This window comes from Micromonospora sp. WMMC250 (assembly GCF_027460215.1).
Lineage (GTDB): Bacteria > Actinomycetota > Actinomycetes > Mycobacteriales > Micromonosporaceae > Micromonospora > Micromonospora taraxaci.
On sequence record NZ_JAPZBJ010000002.1, the window covers coordinates 2222819 to 2249544 of the forward strand.

23 protein-coding genes are annotated in these 26726 nt (G+C 70.4%); 9 read left to right on the forward strand and 14 right to left on the reverse strand.

The genetic code is table 11. The annotated features are described in order from the left end of the window. Positions 1-18 precede the first annotated feature (18 nt). Complete coding sequence (locus O3438_RS09610; RefSeq protein WP_269679634.1) at positions 19-1674, forward strand: RICIN domain-containing protein; 1656 nt, start codon at positions 19-21, stop codon at positions 1672-1674. Positions 1675-1685: 11 nt separating this feature from the next. On the opposite strand, the gene O3438_RS09615 is transcribed toward O3438_RS09610, so the two are convergent. The 5 genes from O3438_RS09615 to O3438_RS09635 all read right to left on the reverse strand — a co-directional run bounded on the left by O3438_RS09615 (position 1686) and on the right by O3438_RS09635 (position 7123). Then, entirely contained in the window at positions 1686-2897 is a 1212-nt protein-coding gene (locus O3438_RS09615) for a GAF domain-containing protein (RefSeq protein WP_269679635.1), read from the reverse strand. Positions 2898-3158: 261 nt separating this feature from the next. After that, on the reverse strand, positions 3159-4082 hold the full coding sequence (locus tag O3438_RS09620; protein WP_269679636.1) for a SpoIID/LytB domain-containing protein: 924 nt from the start codon (positions 4080-4082) through the stop codon (positions 3159-3161). A gap of 6 nt (positions 4083-4088) precedes the next feature. Next, positions 4089-4973, reverse strand: a complete 885-nt coding sequence (locus O3438_RS09625; protein ID WP_269679637.1) for a peptidase inhibitor family I36 protein — start codon at positions 4971-4973, stop codon at positions 4089-4091. Positions 4974-5006: 33 nt separating this feature from the next. Continuing rightward, the gene (locus O3438_RS09630; protein ID WP_269679638.1) at positions 5007-5870 is read right to left on the reverse strand and encodes a peptidoglycan-binding domain-containing protein; all 864 of its coding nucleotides are present in this window, start codon (positions 5868-5870) and stop codon (positions 5007-5009) included. 197 nt (positions 5871-6067) lie between these two features. Beyond that, the gene (locus O3438_RS09635) at positions 6068-7123 is read right to left on the reverse strand and encodes an NBR1-Ig-like domain-containing protein (RefSeq protein ID WP_269679639.1); all 1056 of its coding nucleotides are present in this window, start codon (positions 7121-7123) and stop codon (positions 6068-6070) included. A 137-nt stretch (positions 7124-7260) separates the two neighbouring features. Between O3438_RS09635 and O3438_RS09640 the strand changes: the two genes are divergently transcribed. Beyond that, positions 7261-7677 (forward strand): hypothetical protein, encoded by a 417-nt coding sequence (locus O3438_RS09640; protein WP_269679640.1) that lies wholly within the window; start codon positions 7261-7263, stop codon positions 7675-7677. A 61-nt stretch (positions 7678-7738) separates the two neighbouring features. On the opposite strand, the gene O3438_RS09645 is transcribed toward O3438_RS09640, so the two are convergent. After that, positions 7739-9187, reverse strand: a complete 1449-nt coding sequence (locus O3438_RS09645) for a serine hydrolase domain-containing protein (RefSeq protein ID WP_269679641.1) — start codon at positions 9185-9187, stop codon at positions 7739-7741. Positions 9188-9396: 209 nt separating this feature from the next. Between O3438_RS09645 and O3438_RS09650 the strand changes: the two genes are divergently transcribed. Further along, positions 9397-9978 (forward strand): TetR/AcrR family transcriptional regulator, encoded by a 582-nt coding sequence (locus O3438_RS09650; protein WP_269679642.1) that lies wholly within the window; start codon positions 9397-9399, stop codon positions 9976-9978. 43 nt (positions 9979-10021) lie between these two features. Here O3438_RS09650 and O3438_RS09655 read toward each other — a convergent pair whose 3' ends face one another. From O3438_RS09655 to O3438_RS09685, 7 genes are all read right to left on the reverse strand, one after another. Next, positions 10022-12055 carry a hypothetical protein gene (locus O3438_RS09655; RefSeq protein WP_269679643.1) on the reverse strand — a complete coding sequence of 678 codons (2034 nt, stop codon included), beginning with the start codon at positions 12053-12055 and terminating at the stop codon, positions 10022-10024. Positions 12056-12185: 130 nt separating this feature from the next. Further along, positions 12186-12350, reverse strand: a complete 165-nt coding sequence (locus O3438_RS09660) for a hypothetical protein (protein WP_269679644.1) — start codon at positions 12348-12350, stop codon at positions 12186-12188. 112 nt (positions 12351-12462) lie between these two features. Then, positions 12463-13104 carry a GNAT family N-acetyltransferase gene (locus O3438_RS09665; RefSeq protein WP_269679645.1) on the reverse strand — a complete coding sequence of 214 codons (642 nt, stop codon included), beginning with the start codon at positions 13102-13104 and terminating at the stop codon, positions 12463-12465. Between the two features lie 57 nt (positions 13105-13161). Further along, positions 13162-14010: an ABC transporter ATP-binding protein gene (locus O3438_RS09670; RefSeq protein ID WP_269679646.1), complete on the reverse strand. Its 849-nt coding sequence runs from the start codon at positions 14008-14010 to the stop codon at positions 13162-13164. 26 nt (positions 14011-14036) lie between these two features. After that, entirely contained in the window at positions 14037-15140 is a 1104-nt protein-coding gene (locus O3438_RS09675) for a FecCD family ABC transporter permease (protein WP_269679647.1), read from the reverse strand. Continuing rightward, positions 15137-15925, reverse strand: a complete 789-nt coding sequence (locus O3438_RS09680) for a class I SAM-dependent methyltransferase (protein WP_269679648.1) — start codon at positions 15923-15925, stop codon at positions 15137-15139. Before O3438_RS09680 ends, O3438_RS09675 begins: the two co-directional genes overlap by 4 nt. Next, on the reverse strand, positions 15922-16926 hold the full coding sequence (locus O3438_RS09685) for an ABC transporter substrate-binding protein (protein WP_269679649.1): 1005 nt from the start codon (positions 16924-16926) through the stop codon (positions 15922-15924). The genes O3438_RS09680 and O3438_RS09685 overlap by 4 nt, the downstream gene beginning before the upstream one ends. 230 nt (positions 16927-17156) lie before the next feature. Here O3438_RS09685 and O3438_RS09690 point away from each other — a divergent pair, with 230 nt between their 5' ends. The 5 genes from O3438_RS09690 (at position 17157) to O3438_RS09715 (ending at position 24790) form a co-directional block, all read left to right on the forward strand. After that, entirely contained in the window at positions 17157-17510 is a 354-nt protein-coding gene (locus O3438_RS09690; RefSeq protein WP_269679650.1) for a VOC family protein, read from the forward strand. 486 nt (positions 17511-17996) lie between these two features. Beyond that, positions 17997-20861 carry a ricin-type beta-trefoil lectin domain protein gene (locus O3438_RS09695; RefSeq protein ID WP_269679651.1) on the forward strand — a complete coding sequence of 955 codons (2865 nt, stop codon included), beginning with the start codon at positions 17997-17999 and terminating at the stop codon, positions 20859-20861. Positions 20862-20893: 32 nt separating this feature from the next. Then, positions 20894-23020, forward strand: a complete 2127-nt coding sequence (locus tag O3438_RS09700; protein WP_332367455.1) for a ThuA domain-containing protein — start codon at positions 20894-20896, stop codon at positions 23018-23020. A 363-nt stretch (positions 23021-23383) separates the two neighbouring features. Next, positions 23384-24364, forward strand: coding sequence for a hypothetical protein (locus O3438_RS09710; protein WP_269679652.1), 981 nt, complete (start codon positions 23384-23386; stop codon positions 24362-24364). A gap of 54 nt (positions 24365-24418) precedes the next feature. Beyond that, positions 24419-24790 (forward strand): DUF302 domain-containing protein, encoded by a 372-nt coding sequence (locus tag O3438_RS09715; RefSeq protein ID WP_269679653.1) that lies wholly within the window; start codon positions 24419-24421, stop codon positions 24788-24790. A gap of 54 nt (positions 24791-24844) precedes the next feature. On the opposite strand, the gene O3438_RS09720 is transcribed toward O3438_RS09715, so the two are convergent. Next, positions 24845-26035, reverse strand: coding sequence for an RNA polymerase sigma factor (locus O3438_RS09720; RefSeq protein ID WP_269679654.1), 1191 nt, complete (start codon positions 26033-26035; stop codon positions 24845-24847). 138 nt (positions 26036-26173) lie between these two features. Here O3438_RS09720 and O3438_RS09725 point away from each other — a divergent pair, with 138 nt between their 5' ends. Continuing rightward, positions 26174-26719 carry a hypothetical protein gene (locus O3438_RS09725; protein WP_269679655.1) on the forward strand — a complete coding sequence of 182 codons (546 nt, stop codon included), beginning with the start codon at positions 26174-26176 and terminating at the stop codon, positions 26717-26719. The last annotated feature ends 7 nt before the right edge of the window (positions 26720-26726 follow it).

Below are 26726 nucleotides of genomic sequence, written 5' to 3' on the forward strand. Positions count from 1 at the left end.
CACCAGACAGGAGGAGCTATGCTCCGCACCACCAGAACGCCGTCCAGCGCCGAGCCGGTCCGCCGTGCGGGGCGTACCGGCCTGGTGCTGGCCGTGATCACCACACTGGTCGGCGCGGTCGGTGCCGTACTGGTCGGCGCACCGCCGGCAGCCGCGGCGAGCATCGACACCAACGCCTCCTACGTCCTGGTCAACCGGCACAGCGGCAAGGTCCTCGACGTCCGGGACACCTCGACGGCAGACGGCGCGGTGATCCAGCAGTGGTCCCGTAACGACGGCGCGTGGCAGCAGTTCCAGTTCGTCTCGTCCGGGAGTGGCTACTACCGCCTGAAGGCTCGGCACAGCGGCAAGGTCGTCGACCTCTGGGAGTGGAACACGGCCGACGGCGCCGAGTACCGCCAGTGGTCCGATCTCAACGGCGCCAACCAGCAGTTCCAGGTCCTCGACTCGGACAGCGGCTACGTCCGGCTCATCAACCGCCATTCCGCCAAGGCCCTCGAGGTCTGGGAGCGGTCCACAGCCGACGGCGGCCGGATCAGTCAGTACGCCGACCTCAACGGCCCGAACCAGCAGTGGCAGTTGGTAGCGGTGGGCGGCGGCAGCACGCCACCCACCACCGGCTGCGGCAGCGGGTCGACCAACGCCGAGGCCGTCCTGAACGGAAGCACCTGGACGGCCCGCAACGGCTCCTCGACTGTCTACTCGGGCGGGGACATGTTGTCGGCGATGCAGGCGGCGGTCAACTCACTGTCCGCGGGTCGGACGTCCAAGCAGCGCGTGGTGGTGCGGGGCTCCGGGTCGATGAGCGCGGGTTCGCGGTTGTCCCTGCCGTCCTACACGACGCTGGCGGTGTGCGGCACGATCAACGTGACCGGGTCCGGTTCGGGCGACCAGGCGCCGGTGTACTCGCGCGGCACCACCGACGTCGAGGTCCAGAACCTCACGCTGACCGGGTCGCCGCTGTACGGGATCTTCATGCGCAACGTGAACAACCTGACCCTCGGACAGATCGACATGCGACTCTCCGCCGGCCTGGGCATTCGCATCGACAACCACGGTGGGGATCGGGCGGTCAAGGTGCGCAACGTCCGCATCGACACCGTGTACGTGTCGGGGACCGGCACACACGGGGTGGAGACGTACGGCGTGGACGGCCTGACGATCGGCACGGTCACGGCACGGAACACCAGGGATTCCGGGCTGCTGCTCAACGACACGATCAACGCCACGGTGGGCACCGTCGACGCGCAGAACGCCGGGGCCGGCACCGGTTACGCGGCGTTCCGGATGGCCAACCGCAACGGCCGGGTGGGCACCTCGTACCCGACCAACATCAGGGTCGGGACCGTGATCGCGTCCGGCGGTGGCCGGGGGATCTTCTGTGTGTCCGAGTCCGGTGGCGCGGTCATCGACCGGGTGACCATCTCGAACACGGGGAACAACTCGATCCTGGTGGAGAACTGCTACAACGTCGTCATCGCCGGGGTGTCCGGGACGGTGACGGGCGGGGGCGAGATAAGGATCGCGGCGCGGACGGAGTTCCCGATCTCCTCCGGCATCCGGTTCCAGAACCTGACCGTCAGCGGCACCAACATCACCCAGAGCCCGTGCGGTGGGGCCAACAACACCATCAGCAACGTCACGCGCGTCAACTCGACGCTGACCTGGTGTTGACGGGTGTCGGGTCAGCGGTTGAGGTAGGCGGCCAGGCCACCGAGTTCCTCGTTGGCGATGAACACCGACCGCACGTTGAGGATGGCCTCCTCGACGTGCGCGGCACAGCCCCACGCCGAGTCACCCCACGAGTCGGCGATCTTGATCTCGGCGGGTGCCGTGCATCCTGGGGCATCACCGAGCTGGCAGTGCTCGGGATGGGGCCGGGCGGCCTGTGCGGCCGCGGCGGCACGCATCCGCGCCGCGAGTTCGGCGGAGGCGGCCGCGCGTCGCTCGGCCTCGGCGCGCAGCTCCCGCTCCACGCGTACCACAGCGGCCAGTTCGTCGTGTGCGGACCTGGCCCGTGCCTCGGCGGTCGCCTTCGCCTCCTCGATGTGGTGACGCTCGATGGCCAGCGCCGCGGTGCCGGCGAAGACCCGGATGAGAGCGAGGTCGGTGTCCTGCGGCACGCGCGGGGTGCGGTGGTACATGGCGAAGGTGCCCAGCAGACCGCCGTCGCGGGCCAGGATCGGCGTCGACCAGCAGGCGGCCAGACCGGCCTGGTCGGCCAACTGCCGGAAGTCGGCCCAGAACGGGTCGGTGGTGATGTCGGTGACGATGACCGGCTCCCGGCGGTGGGCGGCGGTGCCGCACGAGCCGACGCCCTCGCCGGTGGCTATCCCGTCGATGGCCCGGTTGTAGAAGTCGGGCAGGCTGGGGGCGGCGCCGTGGCGCAGGTGCCGGCCGTCGGGATCGGCGAGCAGTACGGAGACGAGCACCTCCTCCGGTGCCAGGTCCTCGATGCGGCGGGCCATCCCGTCGAGCACCTCGGTCAGGGGCGCCTGACGGGCGATCTGCTCCAACAGGGCCCGGTGTTCGGTCATCAACCGTTGGGCGTGCTTGACCTGGGTGGTCTCCACACCGAGCACGCGGACCCCGGTCACCTGGCCGTCGGCGGTGCGGCGCGGCTCGTAGGAGACGTCGAAGAACGTCTCGCGCGCGTGCGGACCGGCGCCCACCATGATCCGGACGTCACGGCCGACGTACGGTTCACCAGTGCGGTACACCTGGTCGAGCAGCGCGATGAAGCCCTGACCGGCCAGTTCGGGCATCAGGTCCCCGAGGGGCACGCCGGTGTGAGCCCGTTCCTGGCCGACGGTGTCGAAGAACGCCTGGTTCGCCGACTCCACCACGTGCTCCGGCCCGACCAGCAGGGCGAACACGGCGATGGACTGCCCGAACAACGCCCGGAGATCCTCCTCCGCAGCTCCCCGCCCGGCGACCGCCGGATCCGCGGCAGGCGGTCGGTGACTCGATACCGCCGTCATTAGTGGTCCGCCTCTCGTCAGCTCCGAGGACAGATCGACGACCCACTGGCCGCGACCGGCTGTCCCTGTCCATCGCGTACTCGCCGTCACCAACCTACGGGACGCCGCTGCGGCGCCTCCAGGAACATGGGCGCGCCGCCCGCCGCGGATCTGCGGCGGGCGGCGCGGTCGGTGGGTTCAGGACAGGGCCACGTCGCGGTAGTAGTAGCGCAGGATGGCCTGGTAGGTCCGGCCCTCGTTGGCGAGGTCACGGGAGCCGTACTGCGACAGCCAGTCCCCGTCCACCCAGCCGCCACAGGCGGTCGTTGTCGCGCAGTAGTGCGCCCGCAGGATGTTGCCGCTCCGGGTCATCCGGGTCGACCAGGTGCGGTCCACCGCGGAGGACGTCGAGGCCTGCGCCGACGACGGCCGGTAGACCTGGTCCCCGGTGTCGTCACGGACGTCGTAGCACTGCCCGCCGGGGGTCTTGCGGGTCGAGTGCAACGCCCAGTACCAGGCGTAGCTCTTGACGGCCACGGCACCGGCGTCCAGCGAGGCGTTCGGCCAGCTGGTGATCCACTCGTTCGGGAGGACGTTCTTGACGTACGTCTTGAAGTCGACCCGGTCGACGCGTCCGAGCCCGACCCGGTAGACGAGGATGGTGCTCGGCAGCTTGCTGTTGGTGCCGTCGGTGCTACAGCCCGTCGGCCCGCTCACCAGTTCGTGCGAAGCGTTGTTGTTCTTCAGCGTGGCGTTGAGGTTGCCCTTCGCCCCGGACGCGAAGTCCTGGCTCGCACCCGCGAAGTTGCTGTTGAAGTAGACCCGCACGGTCTTACCGGTCCGGTTCCACACCGACGCGGCGTTGTTCTTGACGCACAGGCCCTTGCCGTTGCCCGCGCCCTTGAACTCGTAGCAGGTCGGTTGGGTCGTGCCGTAGTCGTCCAGGGAGTCGGTGAAGTCGGAGACCGAGCCGGCCTGGTTGCTGTTGTAGAAGTAGCAGAACTCGCCACTGTCGCAGGTTCCGTCGCGATCGGCCGCCGCTGCCGGCGAGGCGACACTCAGGATCGAGGTGGACATGGCGAGGACGGCGCCGACGACGGCGAGTCCCTTGCGAATGTTCACGACGTCCTACCTCTCGTTGTAGCCCTGGGAGTTCCAGAACGAGGTCGGGTCGGCGTTGTCCAGAGTGGGATCGCCGACGCTGACGGCCGCGTGGGTCTGCCGGCCGGCCCGGACCTCGACGTGGGTGTGCGCGCCCGAACTGGAGGACACCCCGTGCCACGACTCGTCGGCGATGATCTCGCCCTTGCTGATGGCGTCGCCCACGCTCACCCCGGACCTCGGCGCGGTGTGCAGGTAGATCACCGTCTTGTTGAGCGAGGAGTTGTAGACGGCGATCGTGGACAGGCCACCGCTGCCGGTGGCGCCCCGCGCGACGTAGGTGACCGTTCCGGCGACCAGGGCGCGTACGTCCGAGCCGACGCCGCGGGCGATGTCGATGCCCTCGTGCCGGCCGGGCGTCGTGGTGTACCCGTCGAAGCCGCACGTGACAGCGCCGCCGCTGGCCTGGTAAAGGGCGTACGACATGTTCGTACGCGTCGACGGCGAGAACTGGTGCGAGGCGTTGTTGTTCTTCAGCGTGGCGTTGAGGTTCCCCTTCGCACCGGCCGCGAAGTCCTGGTAGGAACCGGCGTAACCGCTGTTGTAGTAGACGCGCACGGTCTTGGTGCTCCGGTTCCAGACCGAGGCGGCCTCGTTCTTGATGCACAGGCCCTTGCCGGCGCCGGCGCCCTTGAAGTCGTAGCACGAGGGCTGCTCGGTGCCGTAGTCGTCGAGCGAACCGGTGAAGTCCGAGACCGATCCGGCGTTGTCGCTGTTGTAGTAATAGCAGAACTCGCCGCTGTCGCAGACCCCGTCTCGGGCAGCGGCCGACGCGGGCGATGCGACGCTGAGGATCGAGGTGGTCGCGGCCAGCGCGACAGCGGCGGCGGCGAGGCTCCTACGGATGTTCATGGTGTCCTTTCCGAAAACGGTGAGGGGTGCGGGTCACTGCCCGCGCTGGTACTGCTCCCAGGTCCTGATCGGGATCCGGGGGCCGTCGTCAGGGCCCTGGTTGGCCAGGCCGTTCAGGCCGAGGTAGTAGTCCCCGACCTGGTGCTGCGCCTGGCTGGACAGGTCCGTGTCGTTGATCGCCGTGGCGTGGATGTGCCACGGCCAGTCACCCTGGCTCGGGTTACGCACCCAGGCGGCGAACCCGACCTGGCGGAGCGCCCGGGCCACGGCGGTGCGCTTGGCGGCGGTCATGCCGGTGACCGCGATGTCCACCACGCCACCGCCGTCGTGCGTACCGGCCGAGGTCGGGTCACCCCCCGGGTTGTACGAGCCCTGTTCGAGCACCAGGGCGTACCCGAGCAGACGTTGGGCCTCGGTGAGCATGGCCTGAGTACGGGCGTTGACGACCTGCCCGTCGCGCTGCACCTTGCCGCCCGGTCCGATCGGGTTGCCGACCGTGTACCGGTTCTGCCCGAGCTTGGTCAACGACGTCGTGCCGGGCAGTCCGTTCGCGGCGAGACCGCTGTAGCCGAGCGAGCGCTGGTAGGCCGCGTACGCCGAGATGGTGACGGTGCCGAAGTAGCCGTCGACCCACTGCGCGTCGAGCAGGTTCCGGGCCTGGAGCGCCTGCTCGACGGCGAGCACGGAACTCTTCGCACCCGGGGTCAGCGTGTTGTCGGCGCGGCGCGGGTCGATCTGGGCGGCCAGGACTGTGGCCTCCATGTCCACCACCGGCAGCGCGGCTGTGGTGACGGCCCGTTGGGCGGTGGTGTCGGGTGTCGCGGCCGACGCGTGGGCCGGGACGCTCGCTGCCACACAGAGCACGGCGAGCCCGACGGTTAACCAGGGACGGCGCAAGGTTGATCCTCCTCGTGGGTGGTGAGTCGCGTTGGGAACGGACATCACAGTGCGAGGAGGTGCCTGCTGTTCGGTACCCCGTTGGCCTGTCAGATTCGTCAGGCCGTCTCCGACCTGGACGAATGCGGTGTTGTCAGCTTGGGAGCGCCCGGGCCTGACATCGAAGCGGCAGCACCCGGACGCCGCTCACGGCGCGCTCAGGCGGTGACGGTGACCATGAAGTACACCGGCCGGCGGGTGGGAAAGAACTCCTGCCCGTTCTCGTCGACCATCTTCCAGCTGACCCAGCACTTCCCGGGGCTGCTCGGCGCGGTGACCGGAACGCTGATCATCACCTGCTCTCCGGGTGGCGTGTCACCGATCGCCACCCGATCCGGCACCTGGCAACCGTCGGCGTCGGCGGTCGGGTTCGTCCGCGCCAGGTAACGGTTGTGCCAGACGACCTTCCCCACGTTCGCGAGGGCCCACACCTTCACGAACTGGCTGTTCACCTTCACTCGCGTGCCGTCGGGGATGGTGACGTCCGCGACGAACTTGCTCGAGTCGCCGGCGATCAACGAGTCCGAGAACGCCGACGACGACGGTGACGGTGACGGTGACGAGCCAGACGACGCCGGCGCCGCGGGAGTGTCCTCGCCGTCCCGCGACGACAGGTCCCGCAGGGTCACGCCCAGGACGGCGATCACCGCCACCACCATCACCACCGCTGCGGCGGCCAGCCACGGCGAGCGGCTCCTGCGCGCTCCAGCATCCTCTTCGACCGGTGGGTACCCGGCGACCCGCAGGTCGCTCCGATGCTCCGCCGAGGACAGCGCGCCACCCGTCACCATCCGCCCGTGGGTCGTCGACGGTTCCGGGTTGCCAGCGGCCTCGGCGCCGGTCGCGGTGGGCTCGGCTCCGAGGTCCGCCGACTCGGCGACGTCGGACCCGGGCTCGGCGACGTCCGGCGTGGGGCCGGCGTCCGGGATGCCCTGGGCCGGGGCCGGTCGCTGCGCCTCCTCCCACCTGCGCCGCCACTGGGTCTCGTCCGCCTCACAGGCTCGGACGAACTCCCGCGTGGTCTCCCAGGAGGGGAACCTGGTCCCCGCTGCGGCCTCGTGCAGCGTCGTGTGCGAGATCCGGCCCGACCGACCAGCCATCTTCCGGAAGGACGGGTCGCCCACCTCGGTCCGCAGTGCGCGTAACTGTTCGGCGAACCTTCCTGCGGCCAACCGGTCCTGCACTCCATCCGTGGCGGCACGCTGGTCCTTCATCACTCCCCCATGTCAGACGGCGTCGTCAGGCGTTGTCAGAGCGTGTCAGAGGCTACCGAACGGGTGCTGGCGGCGATCAATGTGGTGCATCGACGACACCGGGCTCCACGGTCCCGGTGCATTGAAGGAGGTCACCGATGAAGAGTCTCTCCCGACGTGGTGTGCGCATCCTCGCGGCCGCCGGGTTGGCGGTGCCCGCGACGTTGGCGTTCACCGGACCGGCGTACGCCGAGACCAACCCGCGCTGCGTGGATTCGGTCCAGATCGGTGCGACCGCGTACGTCACAGTTGGCGGCCAGACCGCGGCTTCGGTCAAGCAGTACAAGGGCTGCGGCAAGAACTACGCCTACACGTACGTGTGGCAGCAGTACCGGGAGACTCACGGCGCGTACCAGGTCTGCACCTCGATCGTGACCGGTAGCACGCTGCGCGACCTGCAGTGTTCCAGCGGCAAGGAGGTCTGGTCCCTGGGCGCCAACACCCTGTCGGTGTGCACCCGCGCCCTCGGCGGGATCTCGGACGTGGCACAGAAGGAGACCGAGGTGCGCTGCTGACCGCCGTACTCGACGGTGCACCACGGCGGGGCGCTGGCTGTGCCAGCGCCCCGCTTCGCTTTCAGTCGACCTTGGGCGTGGCGCGCATACCCACGTAGCAGACCTGAGTGCCGTTGGTCAGCGTGGAGAAGACCACCGGCATGTAGTCCTCGCTGAAGGACGGTCCCGCGCCGGAGGCGGCGAAGACCGTTGCGGTGACAGGTTCCAGCTTCATCTCCAGGGGCGGTGACATGTCCTTCATGTCGTCGACGAACTCGTACCGCAGATGCGGCTCGCCGTCGTCGGTCCGGGTGACGGTGAGGACGACCCCCTCGCGCCGGTACGTGCCGAGCAGCGGTTCGAGGTCGATCGACTGTGGCACGGGGGCCGGGGCGAACGGGGCGGGCATGGTGACGTCGGCGAGTTCGGCGAGCAGGTCGCGGAACAGGTCGGCGTAGAGCAGGCGGGCAGCGCCGCCGTTGGTCATCAGGACCAGGGCGAGGTTCGCGTGCGGTACGACGCGCAGGTAGGCGTACTGGCCGATGGCCGCTCCGTCGTGGCCGTAGCCGGGGATGCCGTCCCAGTCGTAGAGGGTCCACCCCAGACCCCACCCGTCGGCGCTCACCGTCCACTTGTCGGGTACGTCGACCGCGCGGTGTCGCATGGCGGCGACAGCATCGTTGGACAGTACCCGGGTGCCGTCGGGCGCGAGGCCGCCGTCGAGGTGCATCCGGGCGAAGCGGGCCATGTCGCCGGCGGAGACGATGACCCTGCCCGCCGGACCGATGGCGCGAGGCATCAGGTCCCAGGACGGGGCCGGGTCGGGATAGCCGCCGGATTCGCCCAGGTGGCTCATGGCGACGCGGAAGCGCAGGGCCTCCTCCGGCAGCGTCATCGAGCGTTCCAGGCCGAGCGGCTCGAACAGCAGGTTCTTGAGCGCCTGGTCCCAGGTGAGGCCGGTGAGTTTTTCAATGACGCGGCCCAGGACGATGTAACCGAGTCCGCCGTACGAGATGGCCGTGCCGGGCGGGCAGTCCAGCGCCACCCGTCGGGCGGCGCTGACGTATCGGGTGAGGCAGTCGTCACCTCGGCCGCCGTCGAAGTTGAAGTCGTTGGTGACGCCACCGGTGTGGGACAGCAACTGCCGAATGGTGATCGTCCTGGTCGCCTCGGGATCGGGGGTCGCGAACTCCGGCAGCACGTCCACGACCGGCGCGCGGAGGTCCAGCTTCCCCTCGTCGGCGAGCCGCATGATGAGCGTTGCGGTGTAGACCTTCGCGATCGAGCCGGACAGGAACACCGAGTCCGGGGTGACCGTCACGCCGGTGCCTCGGTGCAGCACACCACTTGCCAGCTCGTGGACCTGCCCGTCGAGCAGCACGGCCAGGCTCGCGCCGGGGACGTGGTGCGTGTGGCGCAGCTCGTCGAACCGCCGCTGCCAGCGGTCGACGTCGAATCGCCGGCTGCGCGACCTCCGCGCAGGCGGGGGGTGCGGGTTGCTGTCGGCGTTCCAGCTCAGCGTCTCGGTCATGGCGCTTCCCTTCGGTCGGTCAGGTGTTCACGGCTCGTGGAGCCGGAGAGGTAGAGGGGGCGGGCGGGTCGCACGTCATGGCGTGGGCGATGACATGGGTGTCAGAGGCAGGGACACGGCACGTGCCGTGTCGTTTGTGGATCGCGCCCAGTCTGTTCACGCACTCACCGACTTGTCAACGGCACGTGCCGTGCCGTTACAGTGACGGCATGAGCGACGACCGCCGCACCAGGGCCGCCGACCGGACCAACGCGATCATGCGTACGACACTGGAGCTGGCGCAGGAGGTCGGTTACGCCAAACTCAGCATCGAGGGGGTCGCGGCCCGCTCCGGCGTCGGCAAGCACACGATCTACCGGCGCTGGCCGTCCAAGGGGGCTCTGTTCCTGGACGCGGTGCTCACCTCCGGCGAGCCCGCACTCGACTACCCCGACACCGGCGACATCGTTGCCGATCTGCGCCAACAGATCCACGCGGCGGTCGACCTCCTGGGCCAGCCGCCACTGGGCCCCCTCTACCGGGCCCTGGTGGGCGAGGCCCAGCACGATCCGCTGGTCGCCGCCGCCCTTAACGAACGCTTCATCCGCCCGCAAGCGGACCGGACCGTCGCCCGGCTGCGGAGCGCCCAGCAGCAGGGGCAGATCTCATCCGACCTCGACCTGGACGCGGCCATGGCGATCCTGTCCGGCCCGCTCTACTTCCAGTTCCTCATCACGCAGGAGCCGCTGACGCACGAGTACGTCGATCGCGTACTCAAGGCCCTGCTCGCGGGGATGACGCCACGGTCATAGGGCACGCCGGCCCGCCGGGATGGTCCTCCCGGCGGGCCCGGCGTCACGGGCAGGGCCTGCCCGCGCAGACGTCGACGACAGTGCCGGTGAGCAGGAAGATCGCCTTCTGTTTCTGGGCGCCGGCCTGGGCGCGCGGGAACTCGTGCGAGTCGTCGCCGTACTCCGGCCCGGCCGGTGCGAGGTTGGTCGGCGGTGGCGCCTGAGCCGCGCCGCTGTTCCAGACCACCATCGCCGAACCGGTGTACGGGTACCTGCGGATCGGCGCGATGCCCCAGTACGGGCGTACGTCCGAGGACCAGCCGTCGGCGAGGGCCGGGGTGTGCAGGCGGGCACCGATGGTGCGTGCCTGGACCTCGGCCGCGGCGGGCGACACCTGCTGGTCGCCGAAGGCCACGTGCATCAGCACCTGGTGTGCCGGGGTACGCGGCAGCGGCCGGTCGGTCAGGTGTTGCGCGTACCCGTTGGCCTCGGCCCGGTCCCACACCATCTGCAGCAGCGCGAGGATCAGCTGTTGGTCGGCCTTGTCCGGGTAGTAGCCGTCCATCACCGTCTGGAACGGGGCGAAGTCCACGCTGCGTTGCAGGAGCGTGGAGTAGTTCATCGCCGGTACGCCGAGCACGGAACGGGTCCAGTCCTGCGCGATGGCGGTGAGTGCCCCGCCGTTGATGCCGCCCTGGCTGTTGCCGTCGTAGTGCAGCCCGCCCGCCAGATTGATCAGCGGCCGTGCGGTGGCGTCGCGGAACGCCGGGTGGGCGGCGAACCCGCCCGGGTGGATCATCGTGCGGCCCAGGAAGAGGAAGTTCAGGAAGCTCTGCTGCAAGCGGTCCGCCACCGCCGGGAAGGCGCTGAGGTCGGTGAAGGTGCCGGCCACGTAGGGAACGTCGGCGGCTGCCATGCCGATCCAGCTGGTCGCGCAGAAGGTGAAGTTGTGGGTGTTCGACATCGTCCTGACGTTGCCGGCGTTGACCTCGGTCGGCCTGCCGAGCAGGCCGTGGCCGTAGAGCGAGAGGTGAGCCGGCTTGGCGGCGGTGGCGCTGCGCGGGATGGTGCAGACGAAGTCGGCCGCCAGTGTCGTGCCGGACGGAGTGGGCAGGGCGTTCGGTGTCGGCGGCGTTCCGGGCCCGCCGGCTGGTCCGTAGTGCAGCCGGGAGCCGGGCCCGCCGTCGCCGGTCAGATATGACGGTACGCCGATGGTGCCGGTCACCTGACGGGCGATCAGCGGATCCTGCTCCGGGGCGTAGTCGGTCACCTGGGTGACGGTGAACGACGGCGCGGCCCGACGGAGGGCGGCGAACGCGCTGTCCCGCATCGCCAGCATCCGCCCGGTCAGGCCCTGCCGGCTGGCGACGGTGAAGTCCCAGGCCAGGTAGAGGGTGTGCCGCTTGACGCCGGCCCTGGTCAGGTCGGCGACGATCCGTTTCATCTGCGGGACGCGACCGTCCCGACGGCCGAGGCCGGCACCTGTCACGTACGACGTGAACGCTGTCGGCGCCGGGATCGTCGCCCCCGTGCCGTCGCGCATGCCACGCAGGCCGACGACGTAGCGGGCGCCCTCGGTCAGAGCCATCGCCGGCCGGATGATCAGCACCTGCCGATCGGGCCGGCCGACCGCGTGCGCGTCCAACTCGGCCCAGTACGGCGTGCGCTTCCCGGTCCGCGTGTCGAGCAGGACGATCGGCGCGTCCGGTGCCAGCGAGCGGCCGATGTCGGTGACCGGTGCGATGCCGGTCGCCGCCACGTCGAGGCCGGGAACCCGAACCAGGATGGGTGAGCCGGGGCTGAACCCGTCCTGCCGGTTCCACTCGGTCGGGTCGATCGGGGTCCCCTGCACGTTGGCCGGCATGGCGGAGGCCGCCAGCCGGACCCGCTTGCCCGTGGGGCTGGTCCGGTCGGGCACCGTGAAGTAGTCGTTCGGGAACGGCAGCAGGCAGGCCGTCGGGTCGATCGGGTCGCAGGACGGACGTCCGGCCGGTCCCGGAGTTGTTGGCGGTGCCGCGGGGGCAGCCGTGCCGAGCAGGACGGCGCCCGCGGTCACCAGCACGGACACGGCGAGACGGAGCCCTCGGGAAGTGGTCACACGCATCTCCTTCGACGCAGGGTGGCGGATCGATGAAGGGCCGACGGTGGTGTTCTTCCTACGCTTGTGAAGAAAGCTCAGCAAGCGTCGATCCGTCGGCCCCGCGTCGAAGGAGTACGACAGCCTCCGGTCAGGCGGTGATCACCGGCCAGGCGTACGCGAGCAGGGCGCAGGCGGCCCCGAGGAGCGCGAGCGAAAAGCCCCGGGTGGGCAGCGGCAGGGCCGCGAGCACGATCAGGATGACGGCGACAATGTAGAGAAATGCCTGGGCGGACATATCGGTCTCCTCGTTCAAGGGGTGACTGGCGTGTGAATCTCCCGCCGAGATGCCCCCGGGCGTGATCGCGGAAACGTCCCGCCCCATCACGAGTACGTCCACAGTGTGGCCTGCGACGCGCGAGCTGTGCCTACGCCGCGAGGAGCAACGCTTCGGCACCCACCGGCCGGAACCCGGCCGCCTGGAAGGCGCGCACGCTGCGCGCGTTGCCGACGGCCTGCTGGGACCAGATTGGTCGACCGTCCGGCACCAGGTGCCGGGCGGCTGTTGCCAGCGCTCTCCCCAGGCCCCGGTGGCGGTGCTCGTCGTCGACCTCGATCGCCACCTCCCAGCGGCCGGCCACCCCTCGGCCGAGAACGATCACCCCACCCTCGGCGGCCCAGACGCGCACGTCGTCACGACGCCGACGGGCCCTGACCTCTCGCGGATGATCAGCCTCGGTCAGCTCGGTCAGCTTCAGCGGCGGAGCCCCGGCGAGGCAGCTCGCCACTGTCAACAGGTCGATGGTGTCCATGGACCGCCGGGTGCGGTCGAGCAGAGCACCCAGGAAGCGCGGATTCATCGTGGCCGCCAAGGGGTCGCACTCGACAGCGGCCAACGTACGGCGTACCCATTGGGGGTCCTCGTCGGTGAACACCACCGAGTGGCCGGTGAAGGCGATGACCCCGGCGTCGCGGCGGCTCGGCTGCGCGACCACTGTGGTTCCGCCGTCCGGCGGCGGGAAGTCCCCGTGCGTCGCCGCCTCCAGGATGTCGGCCAAGGTGCGCTCCATTGTCGTATCCTCCCCCGTCCGCTCCGCGCCGTTGCCGAGGGTGGGCGCGCTCCGCCGCTACGGCGAGGGCCTGCGGTACCAGATTCGGGGCCGGCCGTCAGGGGCGATGACCACGTCCGTGCGTACCCGGTAGACCTGCTCGATCCGGCGTGAGGTGAGAACCTCGACGGGCGTACCCGCCGCGACCACCCGGCCGTCGCACAGCAGCACCAACCGGTCGCAGTACTGGGCGGCCAGATTGAGGTCGTGCAGGGTCACCACGACGGTGCTGGTCGACTCGGCGAGGAACCGCAGCAGCTCCAGTTGGTGCCGGATGTCCAGATGGTTGGTCGGCTCGTCGAGCAGCAGCAAATCTGGTTCCTGCACCAGGGCACGGGCCAGGTCGACCCGCTGCCGCTCGCCGCCGGACAGGCTGGACCAGCGCCGCTGCTCGAAGCCGGCCAGACCGGCCTCGGCGAGAGCGCGCCGTGCCAGGTCCAGATCTGCGGCGCCGACCCCGGCGATACGTGGCCGGTACGGGATCCGGCCCAGCAGAACCACCTCCAGTGCGGACATCTCCACGTCGGTGGCGACCTGTTGGGTGACCACCGCGATCCGCCGGGCGAGGGCGCGTCGGGGTATCGCCCCTACCGCGACGTCGTCGAGCAGCACCCTCCCGGACTCCGGTCGGGTCAGTCCGGCCAGTAGCCGCAGCAGGCTCGACTTGCCGGAGCCGTTCGGCCCGAGCAGCCCGACCGTGACGCCCGGTTCGGCGGTGAGCGCCACCCCGGCCAGAATGCGTGCGCCGGCCACACCCCACCCGACCCCGTCCGCGTGCAGCCGCGCCGGCAAGGCTCCAGCCCGGTACGGGTCACCGCCTGGCCGGTCCTCTCCGGCACCGCCGGCCGCCCGACCATCGCTCTCCACGCTTCGACCGGCAGCGTCCGACCCGATCATGGTGTGCCCATCCGACGTCGCATGACCAGCGCGAACACTGGCACCCCGAGCAGCGCGGTGAGCACGCCCACCGGCAGTTCCTGTGGCGAGAAGACCGTCCTCGCCACAGTGTCCGCCCAGACCAGGAAGATCGCGCCGATCACCGCGCAGGTGGGCAGCAACGTGCGATGCCGGGTGCCGAGCAGGAACCGGACGGCGTGCGGCACGGTCAGCCCGACGAAGCCGATGGCACCGCTCGCGGCGACCAGCGTGGCCGCCATCAGGGCTGTGACGCTGAACAGCAGCAGCCGGGTACGCCCGGGAGAAAAGCCGAGCGAACGAGCGGTATCGGTGCCGAACGCGAACGCGTCCAGCGCCGTCGCACTGGTCCAGCAGACCAGCACGCCGAGCCCGACAACCACGGCGCTCAGCGCCACCGCCTGCCACGACGCCGCCGTCAGCGAACCGAGCAGCCAGAACGTGACGCTACGAGTGTCCTGGGTGTGCGCGTCCGAGATCACGATCAAGCTGGTCACCGCGCTGAAGAGCTGCGAGACGGCCACCCCGGCGAGAACGATCCGGGTCGGCTCGCCGGCCCGCCGACCGGCCAGCAGCAGGACCGCGCCGAACGCGGCCATGCTGCCGACGAACGCGCCGGTGGTCAGATCGACCGGGCCGGCGCCGATCCGGATGCCGAGGACCAGCACCGCCACCGCGCCGGTGGAGGCGCCGGACGACACACCGAGCAGGAACGGGTCGGCCAGCGGATTACGCGTGAGCGCCTGGAGCACCGCGCCGCACACCGCCAGACCGGCGCCTACCAATGCGGCCAGCAGCACCCGGGGCAGCCGGAGATCCCACACGATGCTGTCCGGCAACGCCGGTAAGGGCTGGACCGGCAGGCCCACGTGGCTGGCAACCGCGCGCAGGACGCTGTCCACGGGCAGGTCGGCCGAGCCCACGCTGACCGCCGCCGCGATGGTGACCAGCAGTAGGAGAAAGGCCAGCGGCAGAACGTACCGGCCGAGTTTCGGCACGCTGGCGGGAGGTGACGAGTCTTGTCGCCTCGGCGTGGGCGGGTTGCTCGCCGAGACGACGGATGGTGCGGCTCGTAGCTTCATCGGCGGGCGAACACCACATAGTCGTCGAGGTACTGCCAGACTGTGCCGACCTCGGCGAAGCCGGCCGTGCGAAGGGCCGCCAGGTGGAATTCCAGTGGGGCCAACGCCTGCGGCGGTCGGTCGGCGAACCGCCGATCGCGCTCAGCGACCAGCCCGGCCAGTTCCGGGTGTCGGGCCGCCTCGGCGTACCAGTCGGAGTAGGTGAGGGCTCCGGCGGCGAAGGCCTCCTGCTGCACCTGCGCGTCGTGTCGACCGGCGACGTCGCGCAGGGTGGGCGCCGATTCGCCGTAGCGGAGGTGGTCGGCGTTGAGCAGCACGCCACCGGCGGGCAGTAGCCGCGCCACTGTGGTGTAGACGCGCAGCAGTTGCTCCGGCGCGAGCCAGTGCAGTGCCGTCGAGGTGAGCACGGCGTCGACTCGCCGCCCGGTCAGCGCCTCCTCCCAGCCGTCGACCACCAGGTCGACGTCGTGGACCTCGGCCCGCCCGGTGTACCGACTCAAGGCACGCCACGCCACCTTCAGCAGGATCGGGTCGTAGTCGACGGCGACGGAGGTGGCCCGTGGAAACTCGGCCAGCATCCGGTCGCTGATCGCACCGGGACCACAGGCCAGATCCAGGATGGTGAGATCCTCGGGGCAGTGCAGTCGCACCACGTCGGCCATCGCATCGAACCGCAGGTCGCGGTGGGCCACGTAGGCGGACTGCTGCTCGTTCCAGAGGTCGAGTAGACGCCGGGCGGCCGACTGGTCCAGCGCGACGACGTCGGTACCGGTCGGCGGGGTCATCGCGCGACCCCGTGCAGGCTGGCACCGACCAGCTGCGCCGCCTGGACGCTGCGGACCGACGGATCCATCGACGAGCCGGGCACGATGACGAAACGTCCGGCGACCACCGCGTCCAGCTTCGACGTCACCGGGTTGCGTCGCAGGAAGTCGATCTTCGATTGGGCGCTGTCGCCGTCGCCGCCCCTGGTCAGGTCCGCCAGCACGATCACGTCCGGATTTCGTTTGGCGATCTCCTCCCAGTTGCCGGCGGGCCACTTCTGGCTGGCATCGGTGAACGCGTTGCGGACACCCAGCAGCGAACTGATCGCGTCCGGAACTCCGCCGCGCCCGGCCACGTACGGGGTGCTCGTGCCGGAGTAGTACCAGAGAAGTGACGGGCGGGCGCCCGGTGCGGTCGTCGGCGCCGCGCCTCGGGCCTCGTCCAAACGACTCTGCTGGTCGTGGATCACCTTCGCGGCCCGCTCCGGAACTCCGAAGACGCCGGCGATGTCGCGGATCTCCTCGAAGATCCCGTCGAAGGTGACCGTCTGGGTCGCGTCCGCCGGTTTCTCGCACGCGAACTCGGAGAGGTACGCCGGCACACCGAGGGTGGCCAGGTCGGCTCGTGGACCCGCGGCGTCCGGGGCGTACGCGGAGGTGTAGGTCGAGTAGACGAAGTCCGGGTTCGCCGCGCGGACCGCCTCGCGCGACGGATAGAGCTTCGCCAGCACCGGCACCTTCTCGTATGCCTGGCGCAGGTCGGGAAGCACCGGGTCGGTCTGGTAGCTGGTGCCGATCATCCGGTCGGCGAGACCGAGGCTGAGCATGATCTCGGTGGCGTTCTGTTCGAGTGCGATCGCCCGCTGGGGTGGCGCGGTGACGCTGACGGGTAGCCCGCAGTTGGTCAGGTGGATCGGGGCGGCCAGGTGGTTCTGCGCGGCCGGTGTGGCGGTTCCACCGTCGGCACATCCCGCGGTGGCCAGCACCAGACACAGGGCCGCCTTAACGAAAACGGTTTTCATGAGCGGGAACATACCAACGGCGTCTCGACGGCGTACAGGCGGGTGCGGGTGGTGAACGCCGCCCCGCACGATCGCCCGCTCCGGAGCCCCAGCCCGAGAAGGCCGGATGGGCGGAATCGGTGCCGACTGACCAGCGCGACGAGGCCCGGCGCGCGATGGCCGCGTCGCACGTTCGCGTCGGTGTCGTCCGGATAATCAGGAGGTCTCAATCGCCTGAACTGGAGGCCCGCATGCGAGTCATCCGCGTTCTGCCCAACCTTCCGGTGTCCGACGTCAGCGCCGCGAAGGGCTTCTACACCGACTTCCTCGGTTTGAGCACCGAGGCGTTCAGTCTGGGCTGGGTGGCCCGCTACTCCTCGCCCGACTCCGACGCGGCCGTGCAGCTCGTCTCCGGTGACGCTTCCGCACCCGAGGACTCGGTCATCAGCGTGCAGGTGGACGACGTGGACGACGCCTATGCGGAAGCACAGCGGCTCGGATACGAGATCGTGCACCCGCTGACCACCGAGCCGTGGGGCGTGCGAAGGTTCTTCGTCCGCGCGCCGGACGGCAACGTCATCAACGTGGCGGCGCACCACTCCTGAGGTGACCCCGACGATCCGGAGGGATTGACCCTCGCCGACGTCCACTGTTAACTGCACATCAACGATGTAGATCGATGTTCATCCGGATGCCGTGAACGGCACGGTGGCAGCGTTCCGCGTCGTCTCGACATCGCCCTCGTTTCGGCGGACGTGGGCGGACCGGGGCGTTTCCCGGGGTGCGAGAGCTCCATCCGCACGACGATCCCGAGGAGATCGTGTCGATGAAGATGACGCCGCAGCTACGAATCGCACCCGCCGCCGGGCCACCGATCGCGACACCCCCGGACGCCGGGCCGCGGCACTGACCGCGAACCGAGACGCGACGGGTCCCGGAGAAACGCGGCCTGATCACCCACTGAACACGCCGGCAACGTCTCGTCGAGCCCCGGCGTCGACGGCCGGCTCCGTCCGTCCCCCTGGTGTACGCGCATCCACCGGTGCGCGTACACCCGACCGTCCCGCCCGCCCCCAACCCGGGAGTCCGCCATGCGCACACCACGTCCGCGCCTCACCGCGGCCGTCGTCCTGGCCGTCCTCGCCAGCCTCCTGCCGATCATCGTCGGAGTCACCGTCGCGGCACCACCCGCGGCGGCGGCACCACCCGCCACCACCCAGTTCGAGAAGGTCAAGCTCGACGGCGGCCTCTCCATGGGAGAGCCGATCGAGTTGTCGGTCCTCCCCGACGGCAAGGTGCTCTACATCAACCGGGGCACCAGTTCCGGCGGCGGACAGGTCCGCCTCTACAACCCCACCACCCGCGCCACCACCGTCGCGCTGACACTGCAACTGGACGCCCGCTTCGAGGACGGCCTGATCGGCATCACCGCGCACCCGAGGTTCGCCACGAACCGCTGGGTGTACCTGTTCTACTCGCCGGCCGGGACACCACTGGTCAACCGCATCTCACGGTTCACCTTCAACCCGAGCACGTCGGTGCTCGACGCGGCCAGCGAGACGCGGCTCATCGAGTGGCCGACCGAACGTCGGCTCTGCTGCCACTCGGCCGGGTCGATGACCTGGGACAGCAACGAGAACCTCTACTTCGCCGTCGGTGACAACACCAACTCCGGCGGGGACTCGGCGGGGATGGCGCCGATCGACGAGCGGACGAGCCGCGACGCGCAGTACGACGCGCAGCGGACCTCGGGCAACACCAACGACCTGCGCGGGAAGATCAATCGTATCCACCCGGAGGACAACGGCACGTACACCGTCCCGACCGGGAACCTCTTCCCCGCCGGCACCAGCGGAACCCGTCCGGAGATCTACGTGATGGGGGTGCGCAACCCGTACCGCGTCTGGGTGGACCGGAAGAACAGCAACACCCTCTACTGGGGCGAGGTCGGGCCGGACGCGGGCGCGACGATCGCCAACCGGGGGCCGGCGGCGTACGACGAGTGGAACCGGGCCACCGCGCCGGGCAACCACGGTTGGCCGTACTGCGGCGGACCCAACGTCGCCTACAACGACTGGGACTTCGCCACCAACTCACCGCGCGGCTGGTTCCCGTGCGGCGGCAGCACCGGCCCGGTGAACAACTCGCCACGCAACACCGGCCTCCAGCAGCTACCGCCGACCCGGAGCGCGCTGGTCTGGGAGCAGCACGGCGGCAGCAGGGAGTGGCCCGCCCTGGACAGCCCGGGCGGCTGCGGCTCGCCCAACCACGCCGAGGTCTACCACTACGACCCCAACCTGGTCTCCGACGTGAAGTGGCCGGCGTACTACGACAACAAGCTGCTGATCACCGAGTACTGCCGTAACTGGATCAAGGAGGTCCAGTTCGACAACGGCAACGCCCGCACCGGCAACCCGACGGTCATCGAGCCGGTGCTGGCCGGGATGTCGTTCGTCCACCCGATCGACATGGAGTTCGGGCCGGACGGCTCGCTCTACCTGCTGGAGTACGGCAACGGCTACTTCTCCGGCGACGCCGCCGCAGGGCTGTACAAAATCAACTACGTGGCCGGTGGACGGTCCCCGACCGCCGTCGCGTCCGCCACGCCCGACAACGGCCTCAGCCCGCTGACCGTCAGCTTCTCCAGCGCTGGCAGCACCGACCCGGACGGCGACCCGCTGACCTACGCGTGGGACTTCGACAGCAACGGCACCGTCGACTCCACCGCCGCGAACCCCACCCACACGTACGCCAGCAACGGCGACAAACGGGCCCGGCTCACGGTGTCCGACGGGACCGGCCGCTCCGGCACCACGCAGATCGCCGTCGTGGTGGGCAACAATCGGCCCACCGTCTCGCTCAACGGCATCCCCGACGGCGGCCTGTTCTCCTGGGACGAGAACCTGACCGCCACCGCCACCGCCACCGACGCCCAGGACGGCACGATCCCGTGCGCGAACGTGACGATCCGGGCGGCCCTCGGGCACCAGGAGCACGCGCACGAGGAGGGGCAGGGCACCGGGTGCGGCTTCACCGTCAACACCGGGCCGGTGCACGCGGGACCTGACTCGGTGCTCTTCTTCCTGCTGCGCGCCGGCTACACCGACCGGGGCGCCGCCGGGGCCGTGCCGCTCACCGCGGAGAAGGACGTCACCCTCTGGCCCAAGCAGTGGCAGGCCGAACACTACGTCTCGCTGCACGGTCCCCAGGTCATCACCGCGAGCGGGGCCGAGGGCGGGCGGCGGCTCGGTGACATCCAGAACGGCGAGTACGTCCGGCACCACGGGGTCAGCCTGAAGGGCATCACCGGGGTCCGGGCCCGGGTGTCCTCGGACAAGGCCGGCAACGTCGCCTCCTTCCGGTACGACTCCCCCACCGGCCCGGAGATCGCCCGGGTGACGGTGCCCAACACCGGCGGCTGGGACAACTACACCGAGATCAGCGCGTCGGTCACCAAGCCCGACGACAACACCCACGACCTGTACGTCGTCTTCACCGGCGGCAGCGGAGGCGCCCTGCTCGACCTGGACAGCTACACGTTCACCGGCGCCGGGGTGAGCACCCCGACGGGCGGCCCCCGCACCGGCACGATCCGGGGCATGGGCAAGTGCGTCGACGTCAACGCCGGTGGGACCGCCGACGGCACCCGCGTCCAGATGTGGGACTGCATCGTCGGCGAGGCCAACCAGCAGTGGACGCTGCCCGGCGACGGCACCATCCGCAACCGGGGCAAGTGCCTGGACGTCCAGTCCAGCGGCACCACCAACGGCACGCCGATCCACCTGTGGACGTGCAACAACGGAGCCCAGCAGTGGGTGCCCGGCCCCAACGGCAGCCTGCGCAACCCGCAGGCCAACCGCTGCCTGGACATCCCCGCGTCCACGCCGACGAACGGACGGCAGTTGCAGATCTACGAGTGCAACGGCACCGCGGCGCAGAACTGGACCCTGCCGTGACCCGCCCGTCCCCTCTCCCACAAGGAGCTCCCATGCGCAGACGCGCCATCCGGGCGGTCGCCGCCGCCGTACTCGCCGGGCTCACCGTCGCCGCGGGTGCGGCGACGGCCCCGGCCCCGGCCGAGGCCGCACCAGTGACCAAGGTCCTGGTCTTCTCCAAGACCGCCGGCTTCCGGCACTCGTCCATCCCGAACGGCGTCGCCGCCATCCAGCAGCTCGGCACGGCGAACGGCTTCACCGTCACCGCCACCGAGGACGCGGCCACCTTCACCACCGCCAACCTCGCCCAGTACCAGGCGGTGGTCTTCCTCAGCACCACCGGTGACGTGCTCAACGCCGGCCAGCAGAGCGCGTTCGAGGCGTACATCGCCGCCGGTGGTGGCTTCGTCGGGGTGCACGCCGCCGCCGACACCGAGTACGACTGGCAGTGGTACGGCGGCCTGGTCGGGGCGTACTTCGCCTCGCACCCGGCGACCCAGCAGGCCACCGTCCGGGCCGAGGATCGGGCCAACGCCTCCACGGCGCACCTGCCGTCGACCTGGACCCGCACCGACGAGTGGTACAACTACCGCGCCAACCCCCGCTCGGCGGTCAAGGTGCTGGCCAGCCTCGACGAGTCGTCGTACAGCGGCGGGTCGATGGGTGGCGACCACCCGATCACGTGGTGCCACAGCTACGGCGGCGGACGATCCTGGTACACCGGGCTCGGTCACACCGAGCAGAGCTACAGCGACCCGACGTTCACCCGCATGCTGCTCGGCGGCATCCAGGTCGCGGCCGGCGCCGTGGCTGCCGACTGCCGGCCGGAACCCGGCTACACCCCGCTGTTCGACGGCACCCCGGCCAGCCTCGCGCAGTGGCGGCAGGCCGGGCCGGGCGGCTTCACGCTGACCGACGGCACCCTCACCTCGTACGGCGGCATGGGATTGCTCTGGTATCCGGTGCGGACCTTCGGCGACTACTCGCTCAAGGTCGACTGGATGATGCCGGGCGACGACAACGGGGGCGTCTTCATCGGGTTCCCCGACCCGCAGGGCGACCCGTGGGGCCCGGTCGACGCCGGTCACGAGATCCAGATCGACGCCACCGACGGCGACCCGTCGCGTACCACCGGCAGCGTCTACAGCCTCCAGGCACCGAACCAGGCCGCCCGCGCGGCGGCGCTCAACCCACCCGGTTCGTGGAACACCTACGAGATCGGCGTACACGGCCAGCGGGTGGAGATCTGGCTCAACGGGGTCAAGATCAACGATTACGTCAGCAGCCGGGCCATCGCCAACGGCTACATCGGGTTGCAGAACGACGGCGCCGGGATGGACATCAACTACCGCAACGTGCGCATCAGGACGGACGGCCCGAGCGAGCCGCCCGCCACCGACCTGGCCCGGGACCGCCCGGTCACGGCGTCCAGCGTCGAGCCGGGCAGCGCGCACGTCGCGGCCAACGCCGTGGACGGCAACGCGGCCACCCGCTGGGGCAGCGCGTACGCCGACCCGCAGTCGATCACCGTCGACCTCGGGGCGACCTACGCGGTCAACCGCGTCCGACTGGCCTGGGAGACGGCCCACGCACGGGCGTACCAGGTCCAGGTGTCCCCGGACAACGCCACCTGGTCGACGGTCCACACCACGACCACGGGCGACGGCGGCGTCGACGACCTCACGGTCACCGGCACCGGACGTTACCTGCGGGTGTACGGCACCCAGCGAGCGACCCAGTGGGGCTACTCGCTGTGGGACCTCAACGTCTACGGCAGCGCCACCGGCAGCACGCTGCTCTCCCGGGGCCGTCCGGTGACCGCGTCCAGCGTCGAGCCGGGCAGCGCGCACGTCGCGGCCAACGCCGTGGACGGCAACGCGGCCACCCGCTGGGGCAGCGCCTACGCCGACCCGCAGTGGATAACTGTGGACCTCGGCGCGTCCCGCACCCTCGACCGGGCCCGGCTGACCTGGGAGGCGGCGTACGCACGGGCCTACCAGGTCCAGGTCTCCCCGGACAACGCCACCTGGTCGACGGTCCACACGACGACCACCGGCGACGGTGGTGTGGACGACATCGCCCTCTCGGCCACCGGTCGCTACATGCGCGTCCAGGCCACCCAACGGGCCCTGCCCGCGTACGGCTACTCGCTGTGGGAGTTGGAGGTCCACGGCAGCTGAGCCGGCGCTCCCGTCCCCAGCCTCGCCCACCGAGGCACCGACCCCCCTCCGGTCCGCCGTCGAACCGTTCCCCTCCGGTGACGACGGACCACCACCGGGCAGCCGGTGCGGCCGGCGTCCCCCGGCCGCACCGGCTGCCGCCCGTACGGCGACGCCACGGTGGGCTGGACTGCTCACGGCCGGCATTGAGAGCTGTCACCGCCGACGATGCTCGTACGGCGTCGCTGGCGTCTGAGTGCCCTGGTCCGGTCGCCGTCGAGGAACCGGGCGGGGCTGGGCGACGACGGCCTTCCCGCTCGGGCGGGACGTGGCTCACCCGCGTGGGGGACGTGACGCGGCCCGACGACCGCGATGGTGGGTTCTGTGACCAGAAGCCGGCTGCCGTACGGCGCTGCGGCGTGGACGGTGGCGTATGCGGCCGTCCACGCCGTGTGGGCGAGCCGCGGTGCGCCACGATTCACCGAACCGGGCGAGTCGTTCCTGCCGGAGGGGTGGTTTCCGGTGGCGGTCTCGGTGCTCTCGACAGCGACCGTCCTGCTCGTCGGGTGGGCATCCGAGCGTCGTCGCCGAACCGCTCTCCGATGGCTGGTGGCCGCGCTGGGCTGGATATCGGGGGTGTCGCTGCTGCTCTACTCGTTCATGTTTCCGCTGACTCTCCTGATGGTCCTCGGCGGCGTGTTCGGCATGGAGGTCGGCGCTGTCGACTGGGCCACGCTGCTGGCGCAGGGCAGTGGTGCCGTCGGCGGGGCACTGACCATCAGCGTCGCCCTCCGCGAGCAACGGCGGGCCCGTGGCGCCTGCCGGCATTGCGGTCGTACCGAGTGCGGCTCCCCGGAGTCACGGGAGACGCCGGGGTGGGCCGTGCTCGCCGGCTACGCGGCGGTCGTGGCATGTCTGGCCCGGTTTGCCGCGGAAATGCTGCACGGTTTCCTGTCGAGCAAGGCGCCGGAGGTTCCCTGGGCGTTCCTGGTCACCTTCGTCGTCCTGATGTTCCTGGCCGGCACCCTGCTACCGCTGGCGTTGGTGCACCGGTGGGGCCGGATCTGGCCGGGCTGGGTCCGGCCGCTCGCCGGCCGCGGGGTGCCGCGTTGGCTCGTACTCGGGCCGGGGTACTTCGTGGGTGCCGGCCTCACCGGATACTTCGGCGTGGGTGGCATGACGGCCTGGGCCACCGGCGACAACGTGGACGGCGCCGCGTGGTTCCTGGCTGTGGTCCTGCCGGCCTACACCGTGTGGGGTGTCGGGCTGTTGGTCGCCGCGGGTTCGTACCTCAGTCTGACCAAGCCCACCTGCGTTCACTTACGGCAAAGCGCCCCGATCCGTCGTCAGGTGCGGGCACGATGAGAGGGATTCGCCCAGCGACGCGGTGAGCGGGGGTCGGCCGTGAACGACGGACTGGTGACCAGACGGAGCGCCCACGATGTCGGAGAGACCGTCGCTGCCCTGCGGGCCGAGGCGGAGCGGGCGGGCGCTGCCGTCGTCGCGGTGGTCGACCACGCGGCAGCCGCGCGCAAGGCCGGGCTGAGCATGCCCGACACACAGGTGATCATCTTCGGGAATCCGCAGGCGGGCACGCCGCTCATGCAGGCCCACCCCCAGATCGCCATCGACCTGCCACTGCGAATCATGGTGCGCGACGACGGTCAGCCCGGCTCGCTGGTCACCTGGCAGGACCCCGCGTACGTCGCCCAGCGGTACGGACTCACCGAGGACAAGTCGGCACCGCTGAACGCCCCAGCCACGATCGCCTCGGCGCTCGACGACCGCTGAGGACGCCGGGGGTTCCCGCTTCCGCAGGACGACCCCGGACGGTGCGGGTGGCCGTCAGCCTGTGGGTGCGAGCGCGGCGCGGCGCGTCCGCAGGTGGGCACGTTCGGTCTCGTTCGTGACCAGCGCCAGGGCCTCGTCGTAGGCGGCACGGGCTTCGGCGTCGCGGCCGAGCCGGGTCAGCAACTCCGCGCGGGTGGCGGGCAGCCGGTGGTAGCCCGGGAGGCGTACCTCCTCCAGCGCGGCCAGGGCCACCGCCGGCCCGTACACCTCGGCGACGGCGACCACCCGGTTGAGCGCGACGACCGGGGTCGGTGTGAGCACGAGAAGCTGGTCGTACAGTGCCAGCACCTGCCGCCAGTCGGTGGCGGCGCCGTCGGTGTGCACCGCGTTGATCGCGGCCTGGATCTGGTACGGCCCGGGTCGGTTGAGCCGCAGGCATCGGCGGACCAGGTCGTGGCCCTCGGCGATGAGTCTCCGGTCCCACAGTGACCGGTCCTGCTCGGCCAGCAGCACCAGGTCTCCGGCCGGGCCGAGCCGAGCCGCACGGCGTGCCTCGGCCAGCAGCAGCAGGGCGAGCAGGCCCAGGACCTCCGGCTGGTCGGGCATCAGCGCGGCCAGTTCGCGGGCGAGTCGGATCGCCTCGGCGCACAGGTCGGTCCTGATCAACGGCCCGGCGGTGGACGTGTAGCCCTCGTTGAACATCAGATAGAGCACGGTGAGCACGGGCGGCAACCGGTCCGGCAACTCGTGTGCGGCGGGCACCCGGTACGGGATGGCGGCATCGCGGATCTTCCGCTTGGCACGCACGATCCGCTGGGCGACAGTCGTCTCCTGGACCAGGTACGCCCGGGCGATCTCCGGCACGTCGAGACCGCCGAGCAGGCGGAGCGTGAGAGCGGTGCGCGCGTCGGGGGCGAGTGCCGGGTGGCAGCAGGTGAAGATGAGCCGCAGCTGGTCGTCCTTCACCGGCCCCACCTCCTGCGGCTCGTCCGGGTGACTGAGCAGGAGCGCCTGGGCGTGGCGGGCCTCGCGGGTCGACTCCCGACGCAGCCGGTCGATGGCCCGGTTACGGGCTGTCGTCACGATCCAGGCACCCGGATTCGGCGGTGTGATCTGCCACTTCTCGAGCGCGATGGCGAAGGCGTCCTGGACCGCCTCCTCGGCGAGGTCGATGTCACCGAGTACGCGGACCAGGGTGGCGACACAGCGCCCGTACTCGGCGCGGTAGATGTTGTCCAGATCCATGTCGTCGCCCGCCTCCTCGTCGGGTTCGCCGCCAGCAGCAGAGTGCTGATCCTCTCGCAGAGGTCAGACGGTGTGCGGCATGAGGGCGGACGGCTCGTCGGGTTTCGTCGGTCGCCACGCGGGGGTAGCCGATGGGTCATGAACCGCAATCTCGTCACAGCGCTGCAGATCGCCTGGGGCTTACCGGAGTTCCGCGACGGCGTGCGCCACATCGTCGACCTCGACGAGGTGGCGGTGCTGCTCGCCGCACTGTCCGATCCCGACCACGACCACGAGATCGAGCGCAGCCTGTTGGGCCTGCTGCGGTCCGGTCTCGACACGACCGAGATCCGCGAGGCGGTGCTGCTGCTGCTCGAACAGGACGACGTGCGCCGGCCACTCGTCGCGGCCTTGACGGAACCCCTCGCGGACCGACCAGGTCAGGCTGCCGCCATCGCTTCGGCCGCCGAGGATCCGGCGGTACGGCGTGAGCTGCGGGCGGTGCTGGACAACGCGCGAGCGCGCCAGCTGATCTGGCAGGCTGTCGACAACCAGGTGGAGGACAACCGCGTCGGCGTGATCCACCGGGCGGCGGTGTTGTTCGTGCGGCACCGCAGCGTCCGGCGTCTCGTGTGGGCTCTGCGCCGGCACGGTGTGTTGCGCGAACTCCGCCGCCGGACGGACGATCCTTCCCCGACCGGCTGAGGGCGGG

Excerpts from the sequence above, each read along its gene's own strand:
- O3438_RS09700 (WP_332367455.1), top strand. The coding sequence starts at position 20,894 with ATGCGCAGACGCGCCATCCGGGCGGTCGCCGCCGCCGTACTCGCCGGG.
- O3438_RS09640 (WP_269679640.1), top strand. The coding sequence starts at position 7,261 with ATGAAGAGTCTCTCCCGACGTGGTGTGCGCATCCTCGCGGCCGCCGGG.
- O3438_RS09650 (WP_269679642.1), top strand. The coding sequence starts at position 9,397 with ATGAGCGACGACCGCCGCACCAGGGCCGCCGACCGGACCAACGCGATC.
- O3438_RS09720 (WP_269679654.1), bottom strand. The coding sequence starts at position 26,035 with ATGGATCTGGACAACATCTACCGCGCCGAGTACGGGCGCTGTGTCGCC.
- O3438_RS09625 (WP_269679637.1), bottom strand. The coding sequence starts at position 4,973 with ATGAACATCCGTAGGAGCCTCGCCGCCGCCGCTGTCGCGCTGGCCGCG.
- O3438_RS09675 (WP_269679647.1), bottom strand. The coding sequence starts at position 15,140 with ATGAAGCTACGAGCCGCACCATCCGTCGTCTCGGCGAGCAACCCGCCC.
- O3438_RS09610 (WP_269679634.1), top strand. The coding sequence starts at position 19 with ATGCTCCGCACCACCAGAACGCCGTCCAGCGCCGAGCCGGTCCGCCGT.
- O3438_RS09645 (WP_269679641.1), bottom strand. The coding sequence starts at position 9,187 with ATGACCGAGACGCTGAGCTGGAACGCCGACAGCAACCCGCACCCCCCG.
- O3438_RS09635 (WP_269679639.1), bottom strand. The coding sequence starts at position 7,123 with ATGAAGGACCAGCGTGCCGCCACGGATGGAGTGCAGGACCGGTTGGCC.
- O3438_RS09695 (WP_269679651.1), top strand. The coding sequence starts at position 17,997 with ATGCGCACACCACGTCCGCGCCTCACCGCGGCCGTCGTCCTGGCCGTC.
- O3438_RS09725 (WP_269679655.1), top strand. The coding sequence starts at position 26,174 with ATGAACCGCAATCTCGTCACAGCGCTGCAGATCGCCTGGGGCTTACCG.
- O3438_RS09685 (WP_269679649.1), bottom strand. The coding sequence starts at position 16,926 with ATGAAAACCGTTTTCGTTAAGGCGGCCCTGTGTCTGGTGCTGGCCACC.
- O3438_RS09665 (WP_269679645.1), bottom strand. The coding sequence starts at position 13,104 with ATGGAGCGCACCTTGGCCGACATCCTGGAGGCGGCGACGCACGGGGAC.
- O3438_RS09680 (WP_269679648.1), bottom strand. The coding sequence starts at position 15,925 with ATGACCCCGCCGACCGGTACCGACGTCGTCGCGCTGGACCAGTCGGCC.
- O3438_RS09690 (WP_269679650.1), top strand. The coding sequence starts at position 17,157 with ATGCGAGTCATCCGCGTTCTGCCCAACCTTCCGGTGTCCGACGTCAGC.